This is a genomic window from Cytobacillus sp. NJ13 (genome assembly GCA_030348385.1).
In the GTDB taxonomy this organism is placed as follows: domain Bacteria; phylum Bacillota; class Bacilli; order Bacillales; family Cytobacillaceae; genus Cytobacillus.
Window position 1 is genome coordinate 1,281,863 of record JAUCFP010000006.1, and the last position, 20,884, is coordinate 1,302,746.

At 38.6% G+C, this 20,884-nt stretch carries 17 protein-coding genes; all 17 read right to left on the reverse strand.

Features of this window, described 5'->3' with window-relative positions; all coding sequences use genetic code 11:
• Nucleotides 1-38 precede the first annotated feature (38 nt).
• Nucleotides 39-1,211: an acyl-CoA dehydrogenase family protein gene (locus QUF73_06265; protein ID MDM5225813.1), complete on the reverse strand. Its 1,173-nt coding sequence runs from the start codon at nucleotides 1,209-1,211 to the stop codon at nucleotides 39-41.
• A gap of 34 nt (nucleotides 1,212-1,245) precedes the next feature.
• Complete coding sequence (locus tag QUF73_06270) at nucleotides 1,246-2,046, reverse strand: enoyl-CoA hydratase-related protein (GenBank protein MDM5225814.1); 801 nt, start codon at nucleotides 2,044-2,046, stop codon at nucleotides 1,246-1,248.
• Between the two features lie 24 nt (nucleotides 2,047-2,070).
• Nucleotides 2,071-2,994: a hydroxymethylglutaryl-CoA lyase gene (locus QUF73_06275; GenBank protein ID MDM5225815.1), complete on the reverse strand. Its 924-nt coding sequence runs from the start codon at nucleotides 2,992-2,994 to the stop codon at nucleotides 2,071-2,073.
• Nucleotides 2,995-3,188: 194 nt separating this feature from the next.
• Nucleotides 3,189-3,968 (reverse strand): enoyl-CoA hydratase-related protein, encoded by a 780-nt coding sequence (locus QUF73_06280; GenBank protein ID MDM5225816.1) that lies wholly within the window; start codon nucleotides 3,966-3,968, stop codon nucleotides 3,189-3,191.
• 98 nt (nucleotides 3,969-4,066) lie between these two features.
• Nucleotides 4,067-5,329 (reverse strand): MFS transporter, encoded by a 1,263-nt coding sequence (locus QUF73_06285; protein MDM5225817.1) that lies wholly within the window; start codon nucleotides 5,327-5,329, stop codon nucleotides 4,067-4,069.
• Nucleotides 5,330-5,628: 299 nt separating this feature from the next.
• The gene (locus tag QUF73_06290; GenBank protein ID MDM5225818.1) at nucleotides 5,629-7,158 is read right to left on the reverse strand and encodes a 2-isopropylmalate synthase; all 1,530 of its coding nucleotides are present in this window, start codon (nucleotides 7,156-7,158) and stop codon (nucleotides 5,629-5,631) included.
• 66 nt (nucleotides 7,159-7,224) lie between these two features.
• Entirely contained in the window at nucleotides 7,225-9,027 is a 1,803-nt protein-coding gene (locus QUF73_06295; protein ID MDM5225819.1) for an acyl-CoA dehydrogenase family protein, read from the reverse strand.
• Nucleotides 9,028-9,123: 96 nt separating this feature from the next.
• On the reverse strand, nucleotides 9,124-9,903 hold the full coding sequence (locus QUF73_06300; protein ID MDM5225820.1) for an enoyl-CoA hydratase-related protein: 780 nt from the start codon (nucleotides 9,901-9,903) through the stop codon (nucleotides 9,124-9,126).
• 113 nt (nucleotides 9,904-10,016) lie between these two features.
• Nucleotides 10,017-10,991, reverse strand: coding sequence for a nitronate monooxygenase (locus tag QUF73_06305; protein MDM5225821.1), 975 nt, complete (start codon nucleotides 10,989-10,991; stop codon nucleotides 10,017-10,019).
• 81 nt (nucleotides 10,992-11,072) lie between these two features.
• Nucleotides 11,073-11,843, reverse strand: a complete 771-nt coding sequence (locus QUF73_06310; protein ID MDM5225822.1) for a citryl-CoA lyase — start codon at nucleotides 11,841-11,843, stop codon at nucleotides 11,073-11,075.
• Between the two features lie 95 nt (nucleotides 11,844-11,938).
• The gene (locus QUF73_06315) at nucleotides 11,939-12,352 is read right to left on the reverse strand and encodes a PaaI family thioesterase (GenBank protein ID MDM5225823.1); all 414 of its coding nucleotides are present in this window, start codon (nucleotides 12,350-12,352) and stop codon (nucleotides 11,939-11,941) included.
• 40 nt (nucleotides 12,353-12,392) lie between these two features.
• Entirely contained in the window at nucleotides 12,393-14,528 is a 2,136-nt protein-coding gene (locus QUF73_06320) for an acetate--CoA ligase family protein (protein MDM5225824.1), read from the reverse strand.
• A 2-nt stretch (nucleotides 14,529-14,530) separates the two neighbouring features.
• Nucleotides 14,531-16,468: a TRAP transporter permease gene (locus QUF73_06325; protein MDM5225825.1), complete on the reverse strand. Its 1,938-nt coding sequence runs from the start codon at nucleotides 16,466-16,468 to the stop codon at nucleotides 14,531-14,533.
• A 108-nt stretch (nucleotides 16,469-16,576) separates the two neighbouring features.
• The gene (locus QUF73_06330) at nucleotides 16,577-17,746 is read right to left on the reverse strand and encodes a TAXI family TRAP transporter solute-binding subunit (protein ID MDM5225826.1); all 1,170 of its coding nucleotides are present in this window, start codon (nucleotides 17,744-17,746) and stop codon (nucleotides 16,577-16,579) included.
• A gap of 315 nt (nucleotides 17,747-18,061) precedes the next feature.
• On the reverse strand, nucleotides 18,062-18,478 hold the full coding sequence (locus tag QUF73_06335) for a Zn-ribbon domain-containing OB-fold protein (GenBank protein MDM5225827.1): 417 nt from the start codon (nucleotides 18,476-18,478) through the stop codon (nucleotides 18,062-18,064).
• A gap of 2 nt (nucleotides 18,479-18,480) precedes the next feature.
• On the reverse strand, nucleotides 18,481-19,650 hold the full coding sequence (locus tag QUF73_06340; GenBank protein MDM5225828.1) for an acetyl-CoA acetyltransferase: 1,170 nt from the start codon (nucleotides 19,648-19,650) through the stop codon (nucleotides 18,481-18,483).
• 47 nt (nucleotides 19,651-19,697) lie between these two features.
• Nucleotides 19,698-20,882 (reverse strand): acyl-CoA dehydrogenase family protein, encoded by a 1,185-nt coding sequence (locus QUF73_06345; protein ID MDM5225829.1) that lies wholly within the window; start codon nucleotides 20,880-20,882, stop codon nucleotides 19,698-19,700.
• Nucleotides 20,883-20,884: the final 2 nt, after the last annotated feature.

Sequence of the window (20,884 nt, forward strand, 5' to 3'; positions counted from 1 at the left end):
GAGGACCAAATATTATAATGGCCCTCGGATTTTTGTTTTTAGAATGAGCGCGGCAGCCCTAGAACATGCTGGCCGACATAGCTTACTACGAGATTGTTGGTAATAGGAGCGACGATAAACAGCCGGGCTTCCCTAAATTTCCGTTCAATATTGTATTCCTTAGCAAAACCATATCCGCCATATGTGTCCATGGCTGCATTGGCTGCACGCCAGGTGGCTTCTGATGCAAGGTATTTAGCCATATTTGCCTCAGCACCGCAATCCATACCCGCATCAAACATCTCAGTTGCCTTATCACGCATTAATTTCGCCGCCTGAATATCCATATAGGACCTGGAAATAGGGAATTGAACTCCTTGATTTTGCCCGATTGGCCTGTTAAATACGACACGCTCATTCGCATATTGAACCGATTTATCAACAAAATACATTCCATCTCCGATCGATTCAGAGGCAATTAAAATGCGTTCTGCATTCATTCCGCCAAGGACATAGCGGAAGCCTTTGCCTTCTTCGCCAATCAGGTTTTCAGCTGGAATCTCAGCCCCTTCAAAAAATACTTCGGTGGTAGCATGATTGATCATCGTATCAATTGGCCGGATATCAATTTTATCTGCCTGTTCCTTCATATCCAGAATAAAAAGGCTCAGTCCATCTGTTTTCTTTTGCACCTGGTCTTTCGGTGTCGTTCTAGCCAGGAGCATCATTAAATCTGAATGCTCAGCACGGGAGGTCCAAATTTTTTGCCCATGAACGATATATTTGTCTCCCTTTCTCTCAGCAAAAGTTTGGATGCTTGTTGTATCACTTCCTGCAGTTGGTTCAGTAATGCCAAAAGCCTGAAGCCTTAATTCACCGCTGGCAATTTTGGGAAGAAACCTTTGCTTTTGCTCCTCGTTTCCGTGCCGAAGCAATGCACCCATTGTATACATTTGAGCATGGCAAGCTCCTGCATTCCCGCCTGAGCGATTAATCTCCTCTAAGATTATGCCTGCTTCTTTCATCCCCAGCCCAGCGCCGCCATATTCTTCAGGAATTAGCACCGACAGCCAGCCTTCGTCAGTCAAGGCTTTGACAAATGCCGTTGGGTAGGCATCTCTCTCATCTGTATCTCTCCAGTATTCTTCAGGAAAGCGCTCACATAAAGTGCGAACACTTTTCCTAATCATTTCATGTTCAGTATCTTCTATTGTTTGTGTATTATTTGCCATCTCTGTTCCCTCCAATTATTTGAAATTAATTTTTTTACTTACTTTTCCATTGAGGCGGGCGCTTTTCATTAAATGCATAGATGCCTTCTAAACGATCTTCAGAATTTGCACATTTATAATAAGCCTCCAGTTCAAATGCCAGACCTGTTGCTAAATCTGTTTCTGTTCCTTTATTGACTGCTTTCTTTAAAGCCTTTAAAGAAAGCGGCGCATTAGCAGCTATAGTTTCAGCCAGTTTAGCCGTTTCTTCTATGAGTGTTTCAGCAGAGAAAATATGATTAATGATTCCAAGCTGCTTCCCTTCTTCAGCACTAATCCGTTTGCCCGTGAAAAGCATTTCCTTAGCCAATCCTATAGGAATGATACGCGGGAGAAGCTGTGTTCCCCCAATACCCGGAATTAGGCCTAATTTAGATTCAGGAAGGCCCATTCCTGCATGCGGAGCCGCAGTTCTAATATCGCAGCTTAGAGCAATTTCCATTCCGCCTCCTAATGCATATCCATTTATGGCTCCAACTATTGGAAAAGGAAACTCGCGGATTTTCTCAGTTACTTGTTCAAAATAGTCATGCTGTTGTTTCCACTCTTTCTGTGACATTCCATTCCGTTCTTTAAGATCGGCTCCTACACAAAAACTCCTCGTCCCAGAACCCGTTATAATGAGAACCCTTACATGCTCGTCATATTTTAATTCATCGAGCACTTCAATTAATTCCAATGCCATTTTTGTATTCATGGCATTCATTGAATTGGGCCTGTATAAAGTTATTTGCAAAATGCCTTGATGATTTTGAGGACTTTCGAGTTTAATAGTTTCATACGTTTGCACTAGCATCTAACTCATCCCTTCATTATAGTTTCAGTTTGGTACCGGATACTTTCGAGAGCTTTTTCCTGCTTTTGCTACTTGCCCCGGCAAATCATGTCCAAGTATTTCTTTTAATTTATGGGAAGCAGCAATTAGCGCATCAAGATCAATAGATGTTCTTACCCCCATTTCCTCCAGCATGTGAACTACATCTTCTGTACATACATTACCTGTAGCACCAGGCGCAAATGGGCAGCCTCCAATACCTCCTATTGATGCATCGTAAATGCTGATTCCCGCCTCCATACCGGCAAGAATATTTGCCATTCCCATGCCTCTTGTATTATGAAAATGACAGCCAAATTCAAAATTTCTCCATTCATCTGCAGCTGCTTTTGTTAAGTCATAAACCTGTTTCGGATTAGCCATGCCAGTTGTATCTGCAAGTGTAATTCTTTTGATGTTATGTAAAAGGAGAGTATCTAATATTTTCATGATGCGATTCTGGGGGACTGTTCCTTCAAATGGACAGCCAAATGAAGTTGCAACTGTTACATTCAATCCAATATCATTTTCAGATGCAAACTGAGATAAAACCTTAAAGCTGTTCAGGGATTCTTCTGTTGTCTGGCGGACATTCTGCTGATTATGCGTATTACTCGCTGATAAAACATAATTAACTGACCGTACTCCATTTTCTTTTGCAATTTCTAGCCCTTTTAAATTAGGGACAAGGGCAACAAGCTCCATGTTTGCCTCATGCTGCTGAATTTGAGAATAGAAATCTGACGTGTTCGCCATTTGCGGAACCAATCTGGGATGGACAAAAGAACCAAACTCAACCTCAGAAACCTTTGCTTCATCCAATAAATTAAATACATCAAGCTTCTCTTCTGCTGTCAGTACTTTCGATTCAAGCTGAAGCCCATCCCGAAGACCGACTTCATAGATCGTTACTTCGTTTACTAACTTCATGCACTATTCCCCCATTGATTTGTTGGAAAATTCTTAGCTTTATATAAATAGGATACTGTATCCAATCTACAATTTCAATTATTATTATGAATATTCTTAAATTTTCATATATTCAAATCTTCTACTCTTAGTTTTTGTTTTACCTCATTCACTCTTGAGAAGCATACTAATGCAATACTTTTATCCTTTTGCACCTATTTCCCATGAAATTTTGGCTTTCTTTTTTCCAGAAATGCCAGTGTTCCTTCTTTTTTATCTTCAGTTGACATTAAAAATGCCTGGGCTAGTTTTTCTAATACAAGTCCCGTTTTCAAATCGGTTTCTGTTCCGGAATTTATTGATAATTTAGCGAGCTGGACTGCTAGCGGGCCTTTATTAATAATGCACTCAGCAATTTCCTCTGTTTTTTCCTGTAGATTATTAGGTAAAACAACTTCTGAAACAAGTCCACTCATTTTTGCCTCTTCAGCAGAGATGATTTTTCCTGTCAGAATCATTTCTAATGCCTTTCCTTTCCCTACAAGACGTGCCAATCTTTGTGTCCCGCCTGCTCCTGGAATGATAGATAAATTTAATTCCGGCAGGCCAAGTTTTGCATTTTCCGAAGCAATTCGAATGTCACATGCCATGGCAAGCTCGCAGCCGCCTCCAAGCGCATAGCCATTAATCATGGCAATAGTAGGTTTAGGATAGCTTTCAATATATTCATAAACCTGCTGCATCCCTCTATTTCTTAATGTTTCTATTGCTGTTCTATCCTTTAGCTGTGAAATATCTGCGCCTGCAGCAAAGGATTTTTCTCCTGCCCCAGTAAAAACAATACATCGTATTGATTCATCCAATTCCAACTCGTTAAGAGCGCTTTGAATTTCATCAACCGTTTCCGAATTAAGTGCATTTCTAACCTCCTGACGATTTATTATTATATAAGCAAGCCGACTATTTCTCTTGACTAAAATGTTTTGATATATCATCTAAATCCTCCTCTATATTTCAACTAATACATTATTGTAAAAAAGTTTGGAGATTAATTATTTCTGGTTTAAATGGAATCCGAAGTTTCTTGAACATTTTATCTCTTATTATTAATGACAGCTTGACCGCCACTAATATTCGTATTCTGAACGTACCGGAGTTTCTCGGGTAATTTGAAGGACGCCCAGCTTGCAAGAAATGCAAATACAGCCGCTAATCCAAAAGAAATTAAATGAGTGTCAAACCTTTCAAATCCCCATCCTCCAATAAAAGATCCAATAGCCCCTCCTATCTGATGTACTAAAAAAGCCCAGCCATTTAATATTCCCAGAAGTTGAATTCCATATAAATCGCCTAGAATGGCAGATGATATTGCTATGGACCCTGCCCATACCAAGCCGCCAGTAACGGATACAAGAAACAGCTGCCATGGATTTGCTGCGTATACTAAACCAAGGAAACCTGCTCCGCGGACTAAATAGACCCAAAAGAGAATATTTTTTCTTGGGTAGCGATCTGCAATCGATCCTAAGAATAAGGTGCTGAATATAGCTACAGCTCCAATTGTCCCGACACCGTAGGAAGCAGTCATAGGCTTAAAATGATGATCCACTAACATAGGTACCGCATGGGATCCCATAAGGTTCATGCCAAAACCACAGGCAAACATCCCAAATACAATCTGCCAATACGTCTTTGTTTTAATAGCTTCTTTCCAAGTAATTTCCGGCTGTATATCCTTCAAAATTGTATTCCTATGAAAAACGGAACCATCTGCACCCTCAGGTACATCTTCCCGTATTACAAAAATTGCTGATGGAAGCACTACACATATGAATAACACAGCAAAAAATAGAAGTGTTTGCTGCCAGCCAACCAAATCAATTAATATAGCTTCAACAGGAGTCATGACTGCAATTCCAGCCATACCGCCTGTAGAAAGATAGAAGAGTGCCTTTCCCCTTTTGAGAACAAACCACTTGCTGACGATTGGAGCTAAAGTAATATTACTTAAAAAGGAAAGACCTAGTGAAAGAAAAATTCCAAAGGAAAAGAGTAATGAGAAAAATCCTCCTGAGTTTATTGTCCATAATATTGATAAACAAACTGTAAGCAAGCCGGTTAACAAAACAAATTTTGTACTATAACTTTTTAAAAGCAATCCGGCGAGAGGCATTCCTATACCATAAATAATCATGCCAATTGCAGCGATGATGGAGAACTCTGTTCTGGATAATCCAAAATCGAGCATTATCGGATTAACAAGCGGACCAATTCCCATTCGAAGTCCCATGGTGAGAAGCACTATGACGGATGCTGAGGCAACTATGTACCATCCATAATATACATCCTTTTTCATGGAGTGAACCTCTTTGAAGTTAATGCTGAATCTTCCTTATCACATAAATCATATAGATTTAAGATTTCATTAGCCACAATCATCTAAACGTCCTCCCTCTTCTTCAATCTCTTCTGGCCAAGGTCAGAGAACATTACTAAATTCTTTCCTTCTCCTTCATCTGTACTTAATCTAGAGGTACTAAGTGCAATAAAAAATAAAGGAATATTAATGATTAACATTCCTTCTATCAAGATGACATTATTTATTTTATTTCCAAAAAAAATCAGCAACTTATTTTTAAAAGAATGTTATAAATATTAAAATGAAACTTTTTGTTCAATTTTATTTTTAATTCGATTAACTGCCATAATGTATGCGTTAGCACTTGCTTCAAGGATATCTATACTTATTCCCCGCCCCTGTGATACTGTCTCCTCGTTTTTCATTTGCACATAAACTTCTCCTTGAGCATCCTTCCCCTTTGTAACAGAAAGAATTTTATAATCAAGTAATTCAATATTTAAATCAATGATTTGATCAATAGCATTAAAAATAGCATCTACTGCACCGTTGCCAAATGCGCCTTCCTCTCGCACCAGTTCGTTTTTATCATATAATTGAACGGATGCATATGGCTGTTCCGGTGTGGAATATGAGATATAAAGTGCTTTCAATTTATAGAATTCAATTTCATTCGTTATTTCCTTATCCAGCAATGTGATTATATCCTCATCTAAAATCTGTTTCTTTCGGTCTGCTAGTTCCTTGAACTTTTTAAATACAAAGGATAATTCCTCATCACTTAAACTATAGCCAAGCTCAGCCAATTTTCCCCTTAATGCATGCCGGCCGGAAAGCTTCCCTAAAATAAGGCTGCTTTCTTTTAAGCCGACTGTTTCTGGTTTCATTATTTCATAAGTCTCTTTATCTTTTAAAACTCCGTCCTGATGGATACCGGATTCATGTGCAAAAGCATTATCCCCAATAATTGGCTTTGTAGCGGAAATTGGCATGGCTGTTAAACGGCTTACAAGCTTACTCGTTTTAGCTATTTCCTTAAGATTCATCGTTGTTTTCTTCCGGAAATAGTCATAGCGAGTCTCCAGTGCTAAAGCAACTTCCTCTAAAGGAGCATTACCCGCCCTTTCTCCAATGCCATTCAGACACCCTTCGACTTGATTAACTCCAGCTTCTATTGCTGCAAGAGAATTTACAGTTGCCATTCCAAGGTCATTGTGGCAATGGCAGCTTAATATTACCTTATCAATTCCTTTTACACGATTTTTTAGTATTTTAAATCTTTCACTATATTCCCATGGAGTAGTATATCCTACAGTATCCGGATAATTTAATACTTTAGCTCCAGCCTCAATTACACTTTCAGAAATAGAACATAAAAAGTTAATATCGGAACGGGTTGAATCTTCGAAGGAGAATTCAATATGTTCAAAAAATTGCCTTGCATACCGAACTGCTTCTATTGATTTTAATATCACTTGTTCCTCTGTTAAATTTAATTTTTTCTCCATATGAATTGGAGAGGTAGCTATAAAAATATGAATTCCAACATTTTTTATCCCTTCAAAAGCATTTACAACAGCATTAATATCCTCTTTATTTGTTCTTGCCAAACTCACCACTATTTGCTCTTTCACTGCTTTTGCTACAGCGCGGACTGCTTTTAAATCTCCGGGAGACGCAGCAGCAAAACCTGCCTCAATAATATCAATACCCAATTTTTCCAGCTGCAAGGCTATTTCAACTTTTTCTTTCAGGTTTAAATTGACACCTGGTGTTTGTTCCCCGTCCCTTAACGTTGTATCGAAAGTGTAAATTTTATTATGCATATTTAAAGCTCCTCCCTATTTAAATATATATTTCTAAAAACTATAATCTAAGCAGAAGCAGTTCATTCAAACACAGCTTTTTAATATACAAGTCTCTAATTCATTTAAGAGTTCATTTACAGCTTCAGAGGGTATGTTTCCCCAGTCAATTATTAGCTCTAACCACTTATTTAATGATCTATCAAAAATACTTGTTTCAGTGGAAGATTGAACGTATCTTTGAAAATAATGCATAAACATAAACAGCTTTCTGTATCCGCCATTATTCGAGATCTGATAATCCGCTTCTTGCAGCAGCAGACTGGAAACACAGATATGATACATATAATTCATTAAGCGTTTTGCTGATATTTCATGTTCAAATGTTTGATTCAAGACAATTGAATCAAATTGTTTTTGCAATATTTCCGCTTTCATCAGGCAAATTTTTGCGGCACGCCTCACAAAAACATCTTCCAAACTGGAGAGCCGCTTTTTAAAATCCCTTATAAACACATTACCAGCGTGGTCTTTATTTATAGCTCTTATCACATCTAGTGCAACAATATTAGTGGTACCTTCCCAAATGGAGCCTAAATGGGCGTCTCGGACTAGTTTAGGATTAACCCATTCTTCTATATATCCGTTTCCTCCGCGTACTTCCATTGCTTCTGCTGTTATATAGCGAGCGCGCTTGCAGATATAACCTTTAAGCAAAGGTGTTAATATTCGTAATAAGATCTTATTTTCCTCATTTCCGCTATCTGCTTTATCAAAAATATCAGCAGTGTAAAAGATCATTGAAGCTGCTGCTTCAGTATCAAGAAGTATTTCAAATATATTCTCTTTCATCAATGGCAATTGGATAAGTGCATGGCCAAAGGCTTTTCTCCCTCTGGCTGTATATTGTGCTTCTAAAAAGCTTCTCCTCATCATTGCAGCTGAACGAACTGCATTGGATAGCCGGGATGAATTTACCATAGACATCATTTGCTTAAATCCATTATCAATATTACCGACTACATATCCTGTCGCACCTTCAAAAGAAACCTCCCCCGAAGCCATGTCCTTTGTGCCCAGCTTATCTTTCAGCCGGTTTATACAATATCGGTTCCGCTCTCCGTTCTCCAGCTTTTTTGGCACCAAAAACATAGCCAATCCTTTTGTTCCTTTTTCAGCTCCTTCTGGGCGGGCTAATACTAAAGCAACATCAGCACTTACATTTGAACAAAACCATTTATCACCCCAAAGCTCCCAATGATCCCCAACCTTTTTAGCCACTAAAGTATTCTCCCCAACATCGGAGCCGCCTTGTTTTTCTGTCATGAATTGAGCAGCCGTCCAAAGCTTGCTCATATCTGTGCTTGTCAACCGTGATAAAAAAGATTTCTTAATTTCTGGTGAGGCAAATTGATCTATGACTCTAGCTGCAGAATCGGTCATGCTCATAGGACAGCAAAGTCCAAATTCGGATTGAGCAAATAAATACCAGAAAGAATATTTTAATAGTCTTGAAAACCGAGTTGGCCACCCCATTACACCAGGCCGATGAGACATTGCTGCAAGCCCAAACTGGCTGTACCCAATTTCCTCCATTTGTTGATAAGCAGGGTGATATTTCACATGATCAACCCGTTCTCCATATTTATTGAAATGATTTAATTCCGGTGGATGACGATCGGCTTCCCTGGATAAATCATCCAATTCTCCACCGGCGACAGCACCAAGGTTTGATAAAAGAGGCAGAGCGCGTTTATATTCTTCTTGCGAAACGTAGAAACGAATTAAAAAATCCAGATTCGAATCTATGTCATAAAAATTAAGTCCTCTAGGCTCTGGCATTCCACCTAGTTTAGCTTCTGGTTTCAGTTCGTTTAATATCTCTTTCATCTTTTAACCCCTTTGCAAATTAATTAATATCATACTAATGACGAAATTAATGACTCCGCCGTCCTCAATGAATAAAACGGGAAAACTTAATTTATGTTACTTTCCGATAAAGTTTGGTTCCCTTTTTTCAAAAAATGCTTTTACACCTTCCTTAAAATCTTCAGTCTGAAAACAGATGTCTTGCCCTTGGGCTTCCAATTCCAAAAGTACTTTTAAATCCTTATGCAAGTGCTGATTCATTATTTTTTTTGTCATTCCTATAGATATGCTTGATTTTTTCGTTAACCTTTCTGCTATATCAATTGTTTCTTTAAGTAATGATTCAGCAGGTACAACTCTATTAACAATTCCTATACGCTCTGCCTCAAAAGAAGAAATACGTTCACCTAAAAACATTAGTTCTCTTGCCCGATGGGGTCCAATTAACATAGGAAGGAAATGTATTGCTGCAAAGTCTGGTATTAACCCTACATTTACAAAACTTTGCACAAAAAAAGCCTCATCTGAAGCAATTATTAAATCACACAGCAAAGTAAGGCTAAAACCCGCTCCAGCGGCTGCTCCGTTGACAGCGGCAATAATGGGCTTCTCAATCTCAAGTATCTTTATTAACAGGGGAAAAGATTTTTGAAGCCTTTTTCTGCCTTCAAGTGGTTTCATATCTTTAAGAGCAGATAAATCTCCTCCTGCAGAAAATGCTTTATCCTCACCGGTAAGAATGATACATTTTATTTCGTCATCACTTTCTGCTTTTTCCAATGCAGAGAGCAATTCCATTCTCATTTCCATTACTAAAGCATTGCGCATTTCAGGTTTATTTAATCGGAGGATAGAAATGCTGCCTAGTTTCTCCTCCAAAAGATATTTGTATTCCAATAGAACCTCTCCTTCCTAATTTTTTATAATTCTCAGAAGCTAAACTTTTAACAAGAATGAGGGACAGAACGTTTTCCATAAAAAGGTAAAAGCTTATTTCTGGTCACCCGGCATTAAAGCTCCACTGGCTGCCAATACTGATTCATTTTTTTTATTACCGATTCTGCTTCTATAATGATTCCATTAATGATTTCCTGAACGCTTGGAATTTGATTGATCCGTCCAATTACCTGGCCAATCGACAATACACCTGCATCAATTTCACCTTCGTGAATCAGTACTTTATAAGCTTCACCTCCAATAATCGGCAATAATTCTTCTATTTTGGCATTCTGGTCTTCTAGTTCAAGTACTTTAAGGGCAGCTTTATTTTTATAAACCCTATTTGGTTTATTGATAGATCGCTTAATAATCAAAGTGTCTGTTATACTGGCTCTAATTAATTGTTCTTTAATATTTTCAGGCAGAGGTGACTCCTGACTCATTACAAATCTGGTTCCCATTTGTATCCCTTGTGCTCCGAGCGATAAGGCTGCGATTAACCCTCGGCCATCTGAAAAGCCGCCAGCTGCAATTACTGGGATATCAACAGCATCTACAACTTTAGGAATTTTCACCATAGAGGTAACTTCATCTGCTCCGGGATGCCCACCGCATTCGTATCCAACAATTACAACAGCATCACATCCTAATTCCTCAGCTTTTCTGGCAAATTTAACAGATGGTACAACATGAACAACCTTAACTCCCGCTTTTTTTAATTGATCCATAAATTTAGCTGGACTATAGCCAGATGTAAAAACAATGTTAACCCCAGATTCAATAACACCCTCAACATATTCGTCCATAGGTTTGCGGATTCCAATTGCCAGATTCACACCAAATGGTTTGTTTGTTTTTTTACGAACGAGTTCTATATCATTTATCATTTCCATTTTTGTAGCGTATGTACCTGCGGTTATTAATCCTAAACCTCCTGCTTCTGAAACAGCTGAAACGAGGGGTTCACGTCCTAAGCCTTGTAATCCGCCTTGTATAATAGGATATTTAATCCCTAGCAATTTAGTTATATCCGTTTGGATTGCCATAAGCCCTCCTCCAGTAATATCAAAATGAAAATTGGATCATACTCTGATATCAGAGTATGATCCTTTAAATAAAGCAAATATTTATCCTTTATAATCAGTATGTTCTTCAATGTAATCGAACAGCTGCTGGCCAATACTTTCCTTTCTGCCAAGTTCGATTTCTTCTACAATATGAGCCACTAATCCAACAGCTCTTGAAGCTACCGCAAATGATTTTACAGCACGGTAATCTATTTCCATGTCAGCCATTATGGCACCAATTGCACCAACAGCATTTAAAGTTATTGTTTTTCCTTTTTTTTCACAAAACTGCCTATGAATCTCTTGAAGAAGTTGTGAGTTTTTACCATTAAAACCCAACTTTTCAGCAATCTCGAATAATTTGACAGTTCGGGGGTCTTCAGGTTTATGAACAGGATGGCCAAACCCTGGAAGCTGCTGCCCGTTCTCTTGTCTTTCATTTATTATGATTGAAGCTAATTCTTTAATATCGTATTCTTCTCCATATTTTTGAAAGGCATTTTGAAGCATTTCGGCGACATACTCCATTGCACCCAGATAAACAGTTCCCGCCCCAAGCAATCCTGCGGCTACTGCGGATTGAACAGATTCCGGTGCCCCCAGGTAAGTTAAACGGGTGGCGATTGAGCTGGGCGTAAACCCATGCTCACAAATAGCTACTAAAAGTGCATTAAGCATTTTAGATTCATTTTCAGTTGGCTTGCGATGCATTGCACCAAGAAAAGCCATATCTGCCAGAGTAATATTTCCAATTAAGTCCTCTGTTAAATTGTAGCCATGAACAAAAATTTTATCTGGTGCTGATTTACCAATCTTCGTTTGGAAGTCCAATAATAATCCTCCTCAGAATTGCAGCTAATTTACATAAATTTTTTCTTGCGTAATCTTTAAAGTTTTGTGTATGAAATTATCCCTTCAAGCGATGACTACTTCAATATCGCAAACGTTCCTAAAGCTGTTCCGATTATTTCACCATCATCGTTCATGGCTTTAGATTCTACATATTGTATACGTTTCCCGGGGTTAATTATGGCAGCGCTTGCAAATAAAGTTCCTTCCGTAAACGGAGCAACGTACTGCGTTGTTAATGAAATCGTAGCCACCCGTACTTCTCTGGTTGATCGAATTGTAGCTCCAATAATAGAATCTAAGATTGAAGCTATTGCTCCCCCGTGCATGACGCTATTAGAATTCAAAAGCTCTTTTTTGACCGGCATTTTAATAATGACATCTCCCGGCTCTAAACGTTCAAATGTAATACCCATATGGCCCCAAAATGGAGAACCCTCAAATTCATCTTTTAACCATTGTAAGTAAGAACTTGCAGTATAGCCATTCATTCCTATCTCTCCTGGTCCAATAAATTAATTTTTTTCAGAGTTAAATTGTCACAGATTTTCCTAAGCATTCTTTCCAAACAATGACGCCATCTAAAGCCGCAATTCCTTTTCCTTCTTCAAAAACCCAAACTGGATTAATATCCATTTCACTAATTTGACCGTTATTTTGTGAGGCGTACTGTGAGATTTTGGAAAGTGCTTCTGCAAATGCAGCAATATCACGCGGTTTTTCGCCCCTTACTCCTTCCAGCAGAGGATAACCCTTTAGCTCCTTTAACATCTCATGTGCTTCATTTAAATCAACTGGCGCCTTTCGGATGGATACATCCTTTAATACTTCTATAAAAATACCGCCAAGGCCACAAACAATTAATGAACCAAATTGAGGATCCTGCTTTACTCCAATAAACATCTCTATTCCCTTTTCTTCTATCATTTCCTCTACAAGAACGCCGTCGATACGAGCGTTTGGAGCGTATTGGGTTACCGCTTTCAGTATTTCGCCATATGCTCTTTCCAGTTGAACAGGATTCAAAATGTTAACTTTCACTCCGCCTGCATCTGTTTTATGCAGGATATCACTAGAAACTATTTTACAGACTACAGGATAATTTAGATTTTCTTTTATCTCTTCCAACTGTTTGCGATCTTTAATAACAATCCCATTCGGAACACGTATTCCCAGTGTTTTTAATTCCTGTTTCACGCGATCTTCGGTCCAAATACCATACATATCTTCTTTTACTCTATTTAAATCTGCAGAACTCTGGAGCTCAGCATATTTCTTATTAAACATTGAAAAATCGACCAGATATTTTAATGAAAGCATGGTTTTATAAGTTGTAGGGTATACCGGTACCTTTGCGTTTCGTAATATTGTTCGCCCTTCTCCTGTTAGTTCACTTGTACCTGTTAAGGTAACTAAAATAGGTTTATCTGTCTTCTGATCGATTTCAGCAATCTTTTGGCAGATTTTTTTTCCTAATTCTCCGCCAAAAGTTGTTTGAAAGACAATAGCGTCAACTTGGTCATCTTTAATTAATAGCTCAAGCGTATCGGTTAAAATGTGTTGTTCTTTCAGAGCTTGTGCTGTAACATCAATAGGATTTAATGCGGATCCATAAGGAGGAATAATTGATTTTATTTTTGCTTCTGTCTTACCTGTCAAGCGAACCATTTCCAATCCTAATGGTTCACTATAATCTGCCATTGCAATTCCTGCTGCTCCTGAGTTTGAAATTGTAACAATCCGGTTTCCTTTTACTCGTTTACCACGGGAGAAAACTTTCATTGCATCAATCATGTCATCAATATCGTTTACTGTAATAATCCCGTGCTGTTTGGCTATTGCTTGGAATGTCTCCTCGGATCCCGTCAAAGAAGCAGTATGAGACAGGGCTGCCTGCCTTCCTAACTCAGAACGGCCAGCCTTTAACAGAATCAGGGGTTTATCCAATTTTTTGGAAGATTTCGAAAGTTTAATCATCATTTCACCATCAGGAATTCCCTCAAGATAGCCAGCAACAACGCTCGTATCCTTATCTTCCAGCATATATTCCATGCAATCAAAGGAATGAATATCCATCTGATTTCCTGTGTTAACGATATAAGAAAAACCTATGCCCTCCTCTTGAGCCAATCCAAACAGCGAAAATCCCGTTGCACCGCTTTGAGAGGCAAGGCCTACACTGCCTGAGTGAAATCCTTTTTCTGTTTCAAAAGAGGTAGCAAACCCCAAGGGAATTGATTCCTTTACATTTAACAGACCAACACAGTTAGGGCCAATAATATGAATGCCTGCTTCACGAGCTTTTTCCAGCACTGTTTCCTGCAGCTGCCTGCCCTCTTCACCAACTTCAGCAAAACCTGAACCAAATAAAATTAAATTGCGTACTTTTTTCTTTTTGCAATCTTCAATAATTTGCAGCATTCTTTTTGAAGATACTGCTATGAGTGCCACATCGACATCCCCAGGAATATCTAAAATGCTGGAATAACATGGCATTCCTTCTATCTCCTTGTATTTTGGGTTAACTGGATATATGTACCCGTTATATTGATGAAGAAGCAGATTCTTAAAAGGCTTTCCGCTAATTGAAGAAAAATCACTCGAAACACCCACAATAGCAATTGATTTAGGGTTTAAAAAACGTTCGATTGCTTCTATTTTCGACATTTTTAGACCTCCTGGTTTTCCTCTTTATTAACATTTAATGGAATCTTCGAAACCTTAATCTTAAATAAATAGACAAGTATTGTTATAGCAGCTCCAATAATTGGCATATAAACATTTGGGAAAAACATAAATAGTCCTGCAGCAAACAATAGAAGTCTTTCTGCAGTATTTAAAATTCCTGCTCCTAATAGGTATCCTTCTAATGCAAATGCAATGACGGATATACCAATAACAGACACTACGATACTTATTACTGTATCCATTGGATCACCGCGTCCAATTAAGATGGATGGATTGTAAACCATAAAAAATGGAACTATAAATTTTACAGAACCGAGTTGAACTGCTTGGAAACCGGTCTTCATTGGGCTTGCTCCAGCTATGCTTGCAGTAGCAAATGCCGCTAATGCTACAGGAGGTGTAATATATGAAACGGTTGCCCAATATACCACATATAAGTGTGCCGCAATAGGATCAACACCAACGGCTATAAGTGCAGGTGCCATAATAATAGCCAGGAACACATACACAGCAGAAACGGTCATTCCCATCCCTAAAATAAAACAGGTTATTGCACCGCCAATTAAGATAAGGAAAGTGTTATCCCCTGCTGCTGCAACCAATTCTCTTGAAAACGAAAACGAAACCCCTGTAGCTGATAATGCCCCTACAATAAAACCGACCCCTGCGATGATCACTACTATATCAGCCAATACCTTACCTATTTCAACAAACATATCAAAGAATTGCTTTTTGTTCATTCGCGTCTCTTTTTTAATCATTGCAATAATAATCAGCGCTAAACTGGCATAATAAGGAGCTTGCCCCTCTGAATTAAGAACTCCCAGGAAAAATATCATTAGAACAATTGCGAATATATAGTACCAGCCGCTTTTTAGAGTTTTCCAAAAGGAAGGAATCTCCTCTTTTGGCATACCCTTTAAGTTGTTTCTTGCGGCATATCCATCGATTTGAATATATAATCCTAAATAATATAAAAAGGCAGGAACTGCAGCTGCTAAAGCTATTTGGTAATATGGTGTTGCCAAAAATGAAGCCATAATAAATGCTGCTGAACCCATGATTGGAGGCGTGATAGTCCCTCCTGTTGAAGCAGTTGCTTCAATTGCTGCTGCATAGTGCGGCTTGTAGCCTGTCTTTTTCATGGCTGGAATCGTCATTGCTCCGATAGTAACAGCATTTGAAACGGCACTGCCGCTTAGCATGCCAAAGAAAGCACTGCCAACTACTGCTACCTTAGCTGATCCTCCACGTGTTCTCCCGAATAATGATAGGGCTAAATTGAAAAAGAAATCCCCTCCGCCAGTTCGAGTAATTACTACACCAAACACCAGAAATCCAAGAAGCAAATTCCCGATTGTTGTATATGCGATACCAAAAACACTATTGGAACTCATAATATGATTTCTTGCTAATGTTAAAAAATCGTAGGATTGACCTTGAAGGAGAGTAATAGGTATATCAGATGCAACAAGAGGATACAGGGAAATTATTAAACAGATTAGTGATAAGACAAGGCCAGCAGTTCTTCGAAGGGCTTCCAGCAAAAGTGCCCATAAGATAAGACTGAAATAAGTAGGAACTGGGGGTGCATTCCAATCCCAGCCTTCCATGATGATTCGTTCGCCTTGAAGGCCAATATATACAGTAATGATTAACGAAACCGCAAAAAATAAAATATCAAACCATTTGATTGACGAAGTATGGGTTTTCCTTGCAGGAAAAATCAAAAATGCAATTGGCATGAAACAAGCGAGTAAATAGATTAGATAAGCATTCTGGATAGGATTTATTCCGAACAGTTCTAGATAAAACAGCATATTCACGGATAGAAAGATCCCAATCAAAGAAGAAACCACAACTATTATTTTCCAAAACGAATTTAGCCTGCCTGTTTCCTTTTCTTCTACTACGTGCATTTATATCCCCCCAAGCTTTTAATAGTTTAAATAAAACTGCGCTTTAACATATAAAAGAATGTCAGCCAGCTTCAAAAGACTGACATTCTTTAGCATTAAGATAACAATTTACTTAACAAGTTCAGCCTTTTTTTCTAACCAGAATTCCTGAAAATCCTTTTCAGGAATTTTTTCTTTTTTCGCTTCCTTCACAGTTTGATCCCAAGCTTCCTGCAGTTTTCCGAATCTTTCAATTAAGGCATCGTTTTTAGCTTGCTTTTCTTCATCCCACAGACCCTTTTCCTCTAAGAATTTAATCGTTCCCTCATGGAATGGGATTCCACGCGGCTCTGTTAGTACTTCATCCTTGGAGTAAAGGGCTAAATTCGGAAGCGCATCTTTATACTGGTCAAAATTCTCATCCATAGATTTTAACAATTCATAAATGTAATTCGGATCTTGATTAGCATAACCCCCAACCAGATAACCATGTCCCATAACATTCGTGTCGCCTTCCATACCTGCACCGCCATCTGTTGTATAAGGGATTAGCCACGATGCTGTCTCTTCAACACGTTTCCATCCTTCAGAATCATCTGGGTCCATCTCAAGCCAGCGAATACCACCCATACTATCTGCTTCAAACATGGAAGAAGCAGTAGGATTTATACCAGCAACATCGATCTGACCTTGAATTAGTGCATCACCTTGACCAGCATAAGAAGTTAAATTAACAATCTCCACATCGTCCAGTGATAATCCTGCAAATGCCAATATTGCTTCATTTTTAATATTCACAGAAGCATTTCCTGTAATCATCGGTATCTTCTTGCCTTTTAGATCGGCAATAGATTTAATATCAGAATCTTCACGGACGGCAAATCCAAATTGGCTGATCGGTGCCCAATATGCCCGTACATCTTGTGGACCCCAGTCCTGGTCAGCGAATTCCTTGATTCCTTCAAACGAAAATTGTATCTCGTCACCCAGCTTCCCAATGGAAGCTTGCTGATTTTTTAAAGGCAGCATACGGCCAACACCGCTTGCTGATGGCAGCATTCTAATTTGGGAACCATTTTTTTCAGTAAGTACGTTTGCTATTGCCGACATTTCCGCGTATCCGCCTGATCCAACATCATATACACTCCATGTCATTTGAGATGGCATACCCCCTGAGCTGCCAGGAGACTTACTTGCATTTGAAGCTGATTTCTGAGCTGTATTATTACTGCCGCATCCAGCAGCCAATATCATAAGCAGAAAGATTGTAAATAATACACGAATCTTTTTCTTCAACATTTGGTTTCCCCCTTTAATAGATCAAGAAAAGATATTAAAAATCAATCTTTGAAAATATTAGTATCCACCCCCAAAAAGTAATCGCTTTCATTCATGTCCTATAGTAATTTTATATACAAAATGTTTTTTCGTCAATGAAATTTTAAAAAATTCAGTATTTTTAGTAATTTCATAATTTACATTTTTTCCTTATAAAAATAAAATGGAACACCAGCATGAGGTTCCATTATAGTTATTATGTGAAATTCTGGAGGTTTGGAAAATGAAATCTGCAAGTAATAAATATAAAAAATATTTTAATATAATTATTCGAGGTTATTTTAAGATTCCCGCAGGCTGAAATTTTGGTAATGTAAACTCACCTGAATCTACAAAAACTACTTCAACTGCCATATCGCATTTAACCTCTTCAACATCAGCATTAATAATATTACTAAACATCCGAACTCCTTCATCCAATTGAATCAGCGCAACAGCATAAGGAACATCATCTTTGAATGCAGGCCCTCCGCCTCTTCGGGCAATTGTGTATGAATAGACCTTTCCTTTTCCGGTTGATTCTACCCATTCTATTTTTTCAGAAAAACAATTAGGGCATAAGATTCGAGGGTAAAAAATATGTTTTGAACAATCACTGCATTTTTGAATCAATAATTTGTTTTCTTTACACCCTTGCCAAAAGACATTTGAGTCGCCATCAGGTATAGGCATTGGTTTATTTTGATCAGTCACGATTAATCCCTCCCCAAAATTACAACCGATGTAGAGGACAAAGTTCCTCCTGTTCCATTTACAAGGGAAAGTTTCGCATCTTTCACTTGTCTTTCACCGCACTCACCTCTTAATTGACGGACTGCTTCAATTAATAAAAATATTCCATACATCCCTGGATGAGCGTACGATAGACCACCGCCGTTCGTATTCATTGGGAAATCCCCGCCTGGTGCTGTACGCTGATTGCTGATAAAATCTCCTCCTTCACCAGGTTTACAGAAACCAAGAGATTCCAATGTTAATAATACAGTGATGGTAAAGGAATCATAGATTTGCACTACATCAATCTCGTCGTGCGTAACACCTGCCATTTCAAATGCAGTTTTTCCGGATTGAGCCGCTGAAGTTACGGTTAAATCAGGCATAGCCTGTATAGACCAATGACTATGTGATTCACCTTGCCCTAAAATCCATACTGGTTTTTTCCGGCAGTCTCTTGCTCTTTCAGGTGATACAATGACGAGAGCACCTGCACCATCTGTAACTAAGCAACAATCTAAAAGGTGTAGAGGGTCACTGATCATCGGGGAATTTAATACATCATCTATGGATAATGGATCCCGCATTGTCGCATAAGGATTTAATTGAGCCCACTTCCTGGTGGCTACAGCTATTTCAGCTAGATGCTCAGGCTTGGTTCCATATTGATGCATATGCCTAGCTGCAGCCATGGCATAAGAACCAGCAGGAGAAGGCAATCCGAAAGGTGTTTCATACTGAGCTGTTAATACAGGCGGTCTTCCAGCTAAAGTGCGGGACTTTTCAGAACGTTGTGTACTTCCATATAAAACTAATGCTACTTCACATAAGCCTGACTTAATAGCTGCAGCAGCATGGCCTACATGTGCTTCAAATGCCGATCCCCCTATTTGAGTAGAATCCGTATATTTAGGCTGGATACCTAAATATTCGGATAAAATGACGGAAGGAAACGAACCAACTCCAGGCAGACCCCATAGCCCTGCAACAAAAATGCCATCAACATCATCTTTACTTAATCCGGCATCTTCTAAAGCTCTTTTTGCGGCAATAGCCTGAATCTGCAAAACTGATTGCCCGTCCTTCACTTTGCCTTTTTCGAGTTCAACATCACCTACACCTACAATAGCCGCGGCGTTTTTAATTGACATTTTCTCACCCACTTATTCAATAATTAATAGAATCTGAAACTCTTTATCTATTCAGGACTATTGTATTGCAGCTCTTTAGAATATTCAGATTTAAAAAGCAAGTTTTGCAGTATGAATTCAGTCATCATAGCCGGTTGTGTAATATGGGACAGCTGATACATTGATGCTTTGTACCAATAATGTATACTTTCTTCCCATGTGAACCCCATACCCCCATGGAGCTGAATAGCATTTTCACAAACTTTTTTATACATATCTGCAGTAAAATGACGGCTTGTAATAACATTTAATAAAGTTTCACTTGGATTATTTCCAGTTTGGGATGCTGCGTACACACTATAGCTGCGGGCCTTCTCGATTCCTACATGCAAATCTGCAAGCAAATGCTTTACAGCTTGAAAGGAACCAACCCGTACTCCAAACTGTTTTCTTTCTTTAACATAATTTATAGTTTTTTTCAGAACTTCATCTGCTCCGCCAATCATCTCACCGTTTAAACAAATTAAATAATCGGCAAGTTGTTTATTTAATAATTCTTGAGCATCCCAGTCAGCTCCTTCGATAAAATCATTTTTATCTAGCCAGATTCCATCCAGCTCTAGAGTTCCCTGAGGTTTCGACAGATCGACTGAGTTATCGGAAATGACCTTAACTCCATTAAGTTCGGTGTTAAGCAAAGCAACAGAAATACCCTTGGATTTATTTACAAAGGGCAATAACACTGCATCTGCATGCTGAATAAACTGGATATGTTTGATTTTACCGCTAAATTGGATTCGGCCGCTTTCTTCTTTTAAAATATCAATTTCAGGCCAATTGAATTCAATTATATTCTTGGACTTTTCAAATTTAGGTAAAGCAGCAGTAATAAGCTTTTCACCCGAAATGAATTGAATCAGCAAATTACGTTGAGTGTCCGTTAAATTTAGCCGGCTCAAAAATGGAACAATAAAGCCGGCTGCCAGTGAATAGGGTCCAGGAAAAGGCCTCTCTCCAAATGATTCGGTTAAGTACATTAAGTCAAGGGGGCAGACATCTTCTAAAGTTTGCAATTCCCCTTTGGCCAGTACACCCAGCCATCCATTTTCAGCTAGTTTTTTCCACGCTTCTTTTGAGAAGCCCGTTTTCTTTTCTGCAGCCTCACTAAATTTTTCGATAGGCATTTCCTTTTTTAACAATGAATGAAGTGCATGCTTAAGCATTTGCTGCTGTTCAGAGAAACGATATTCCATTT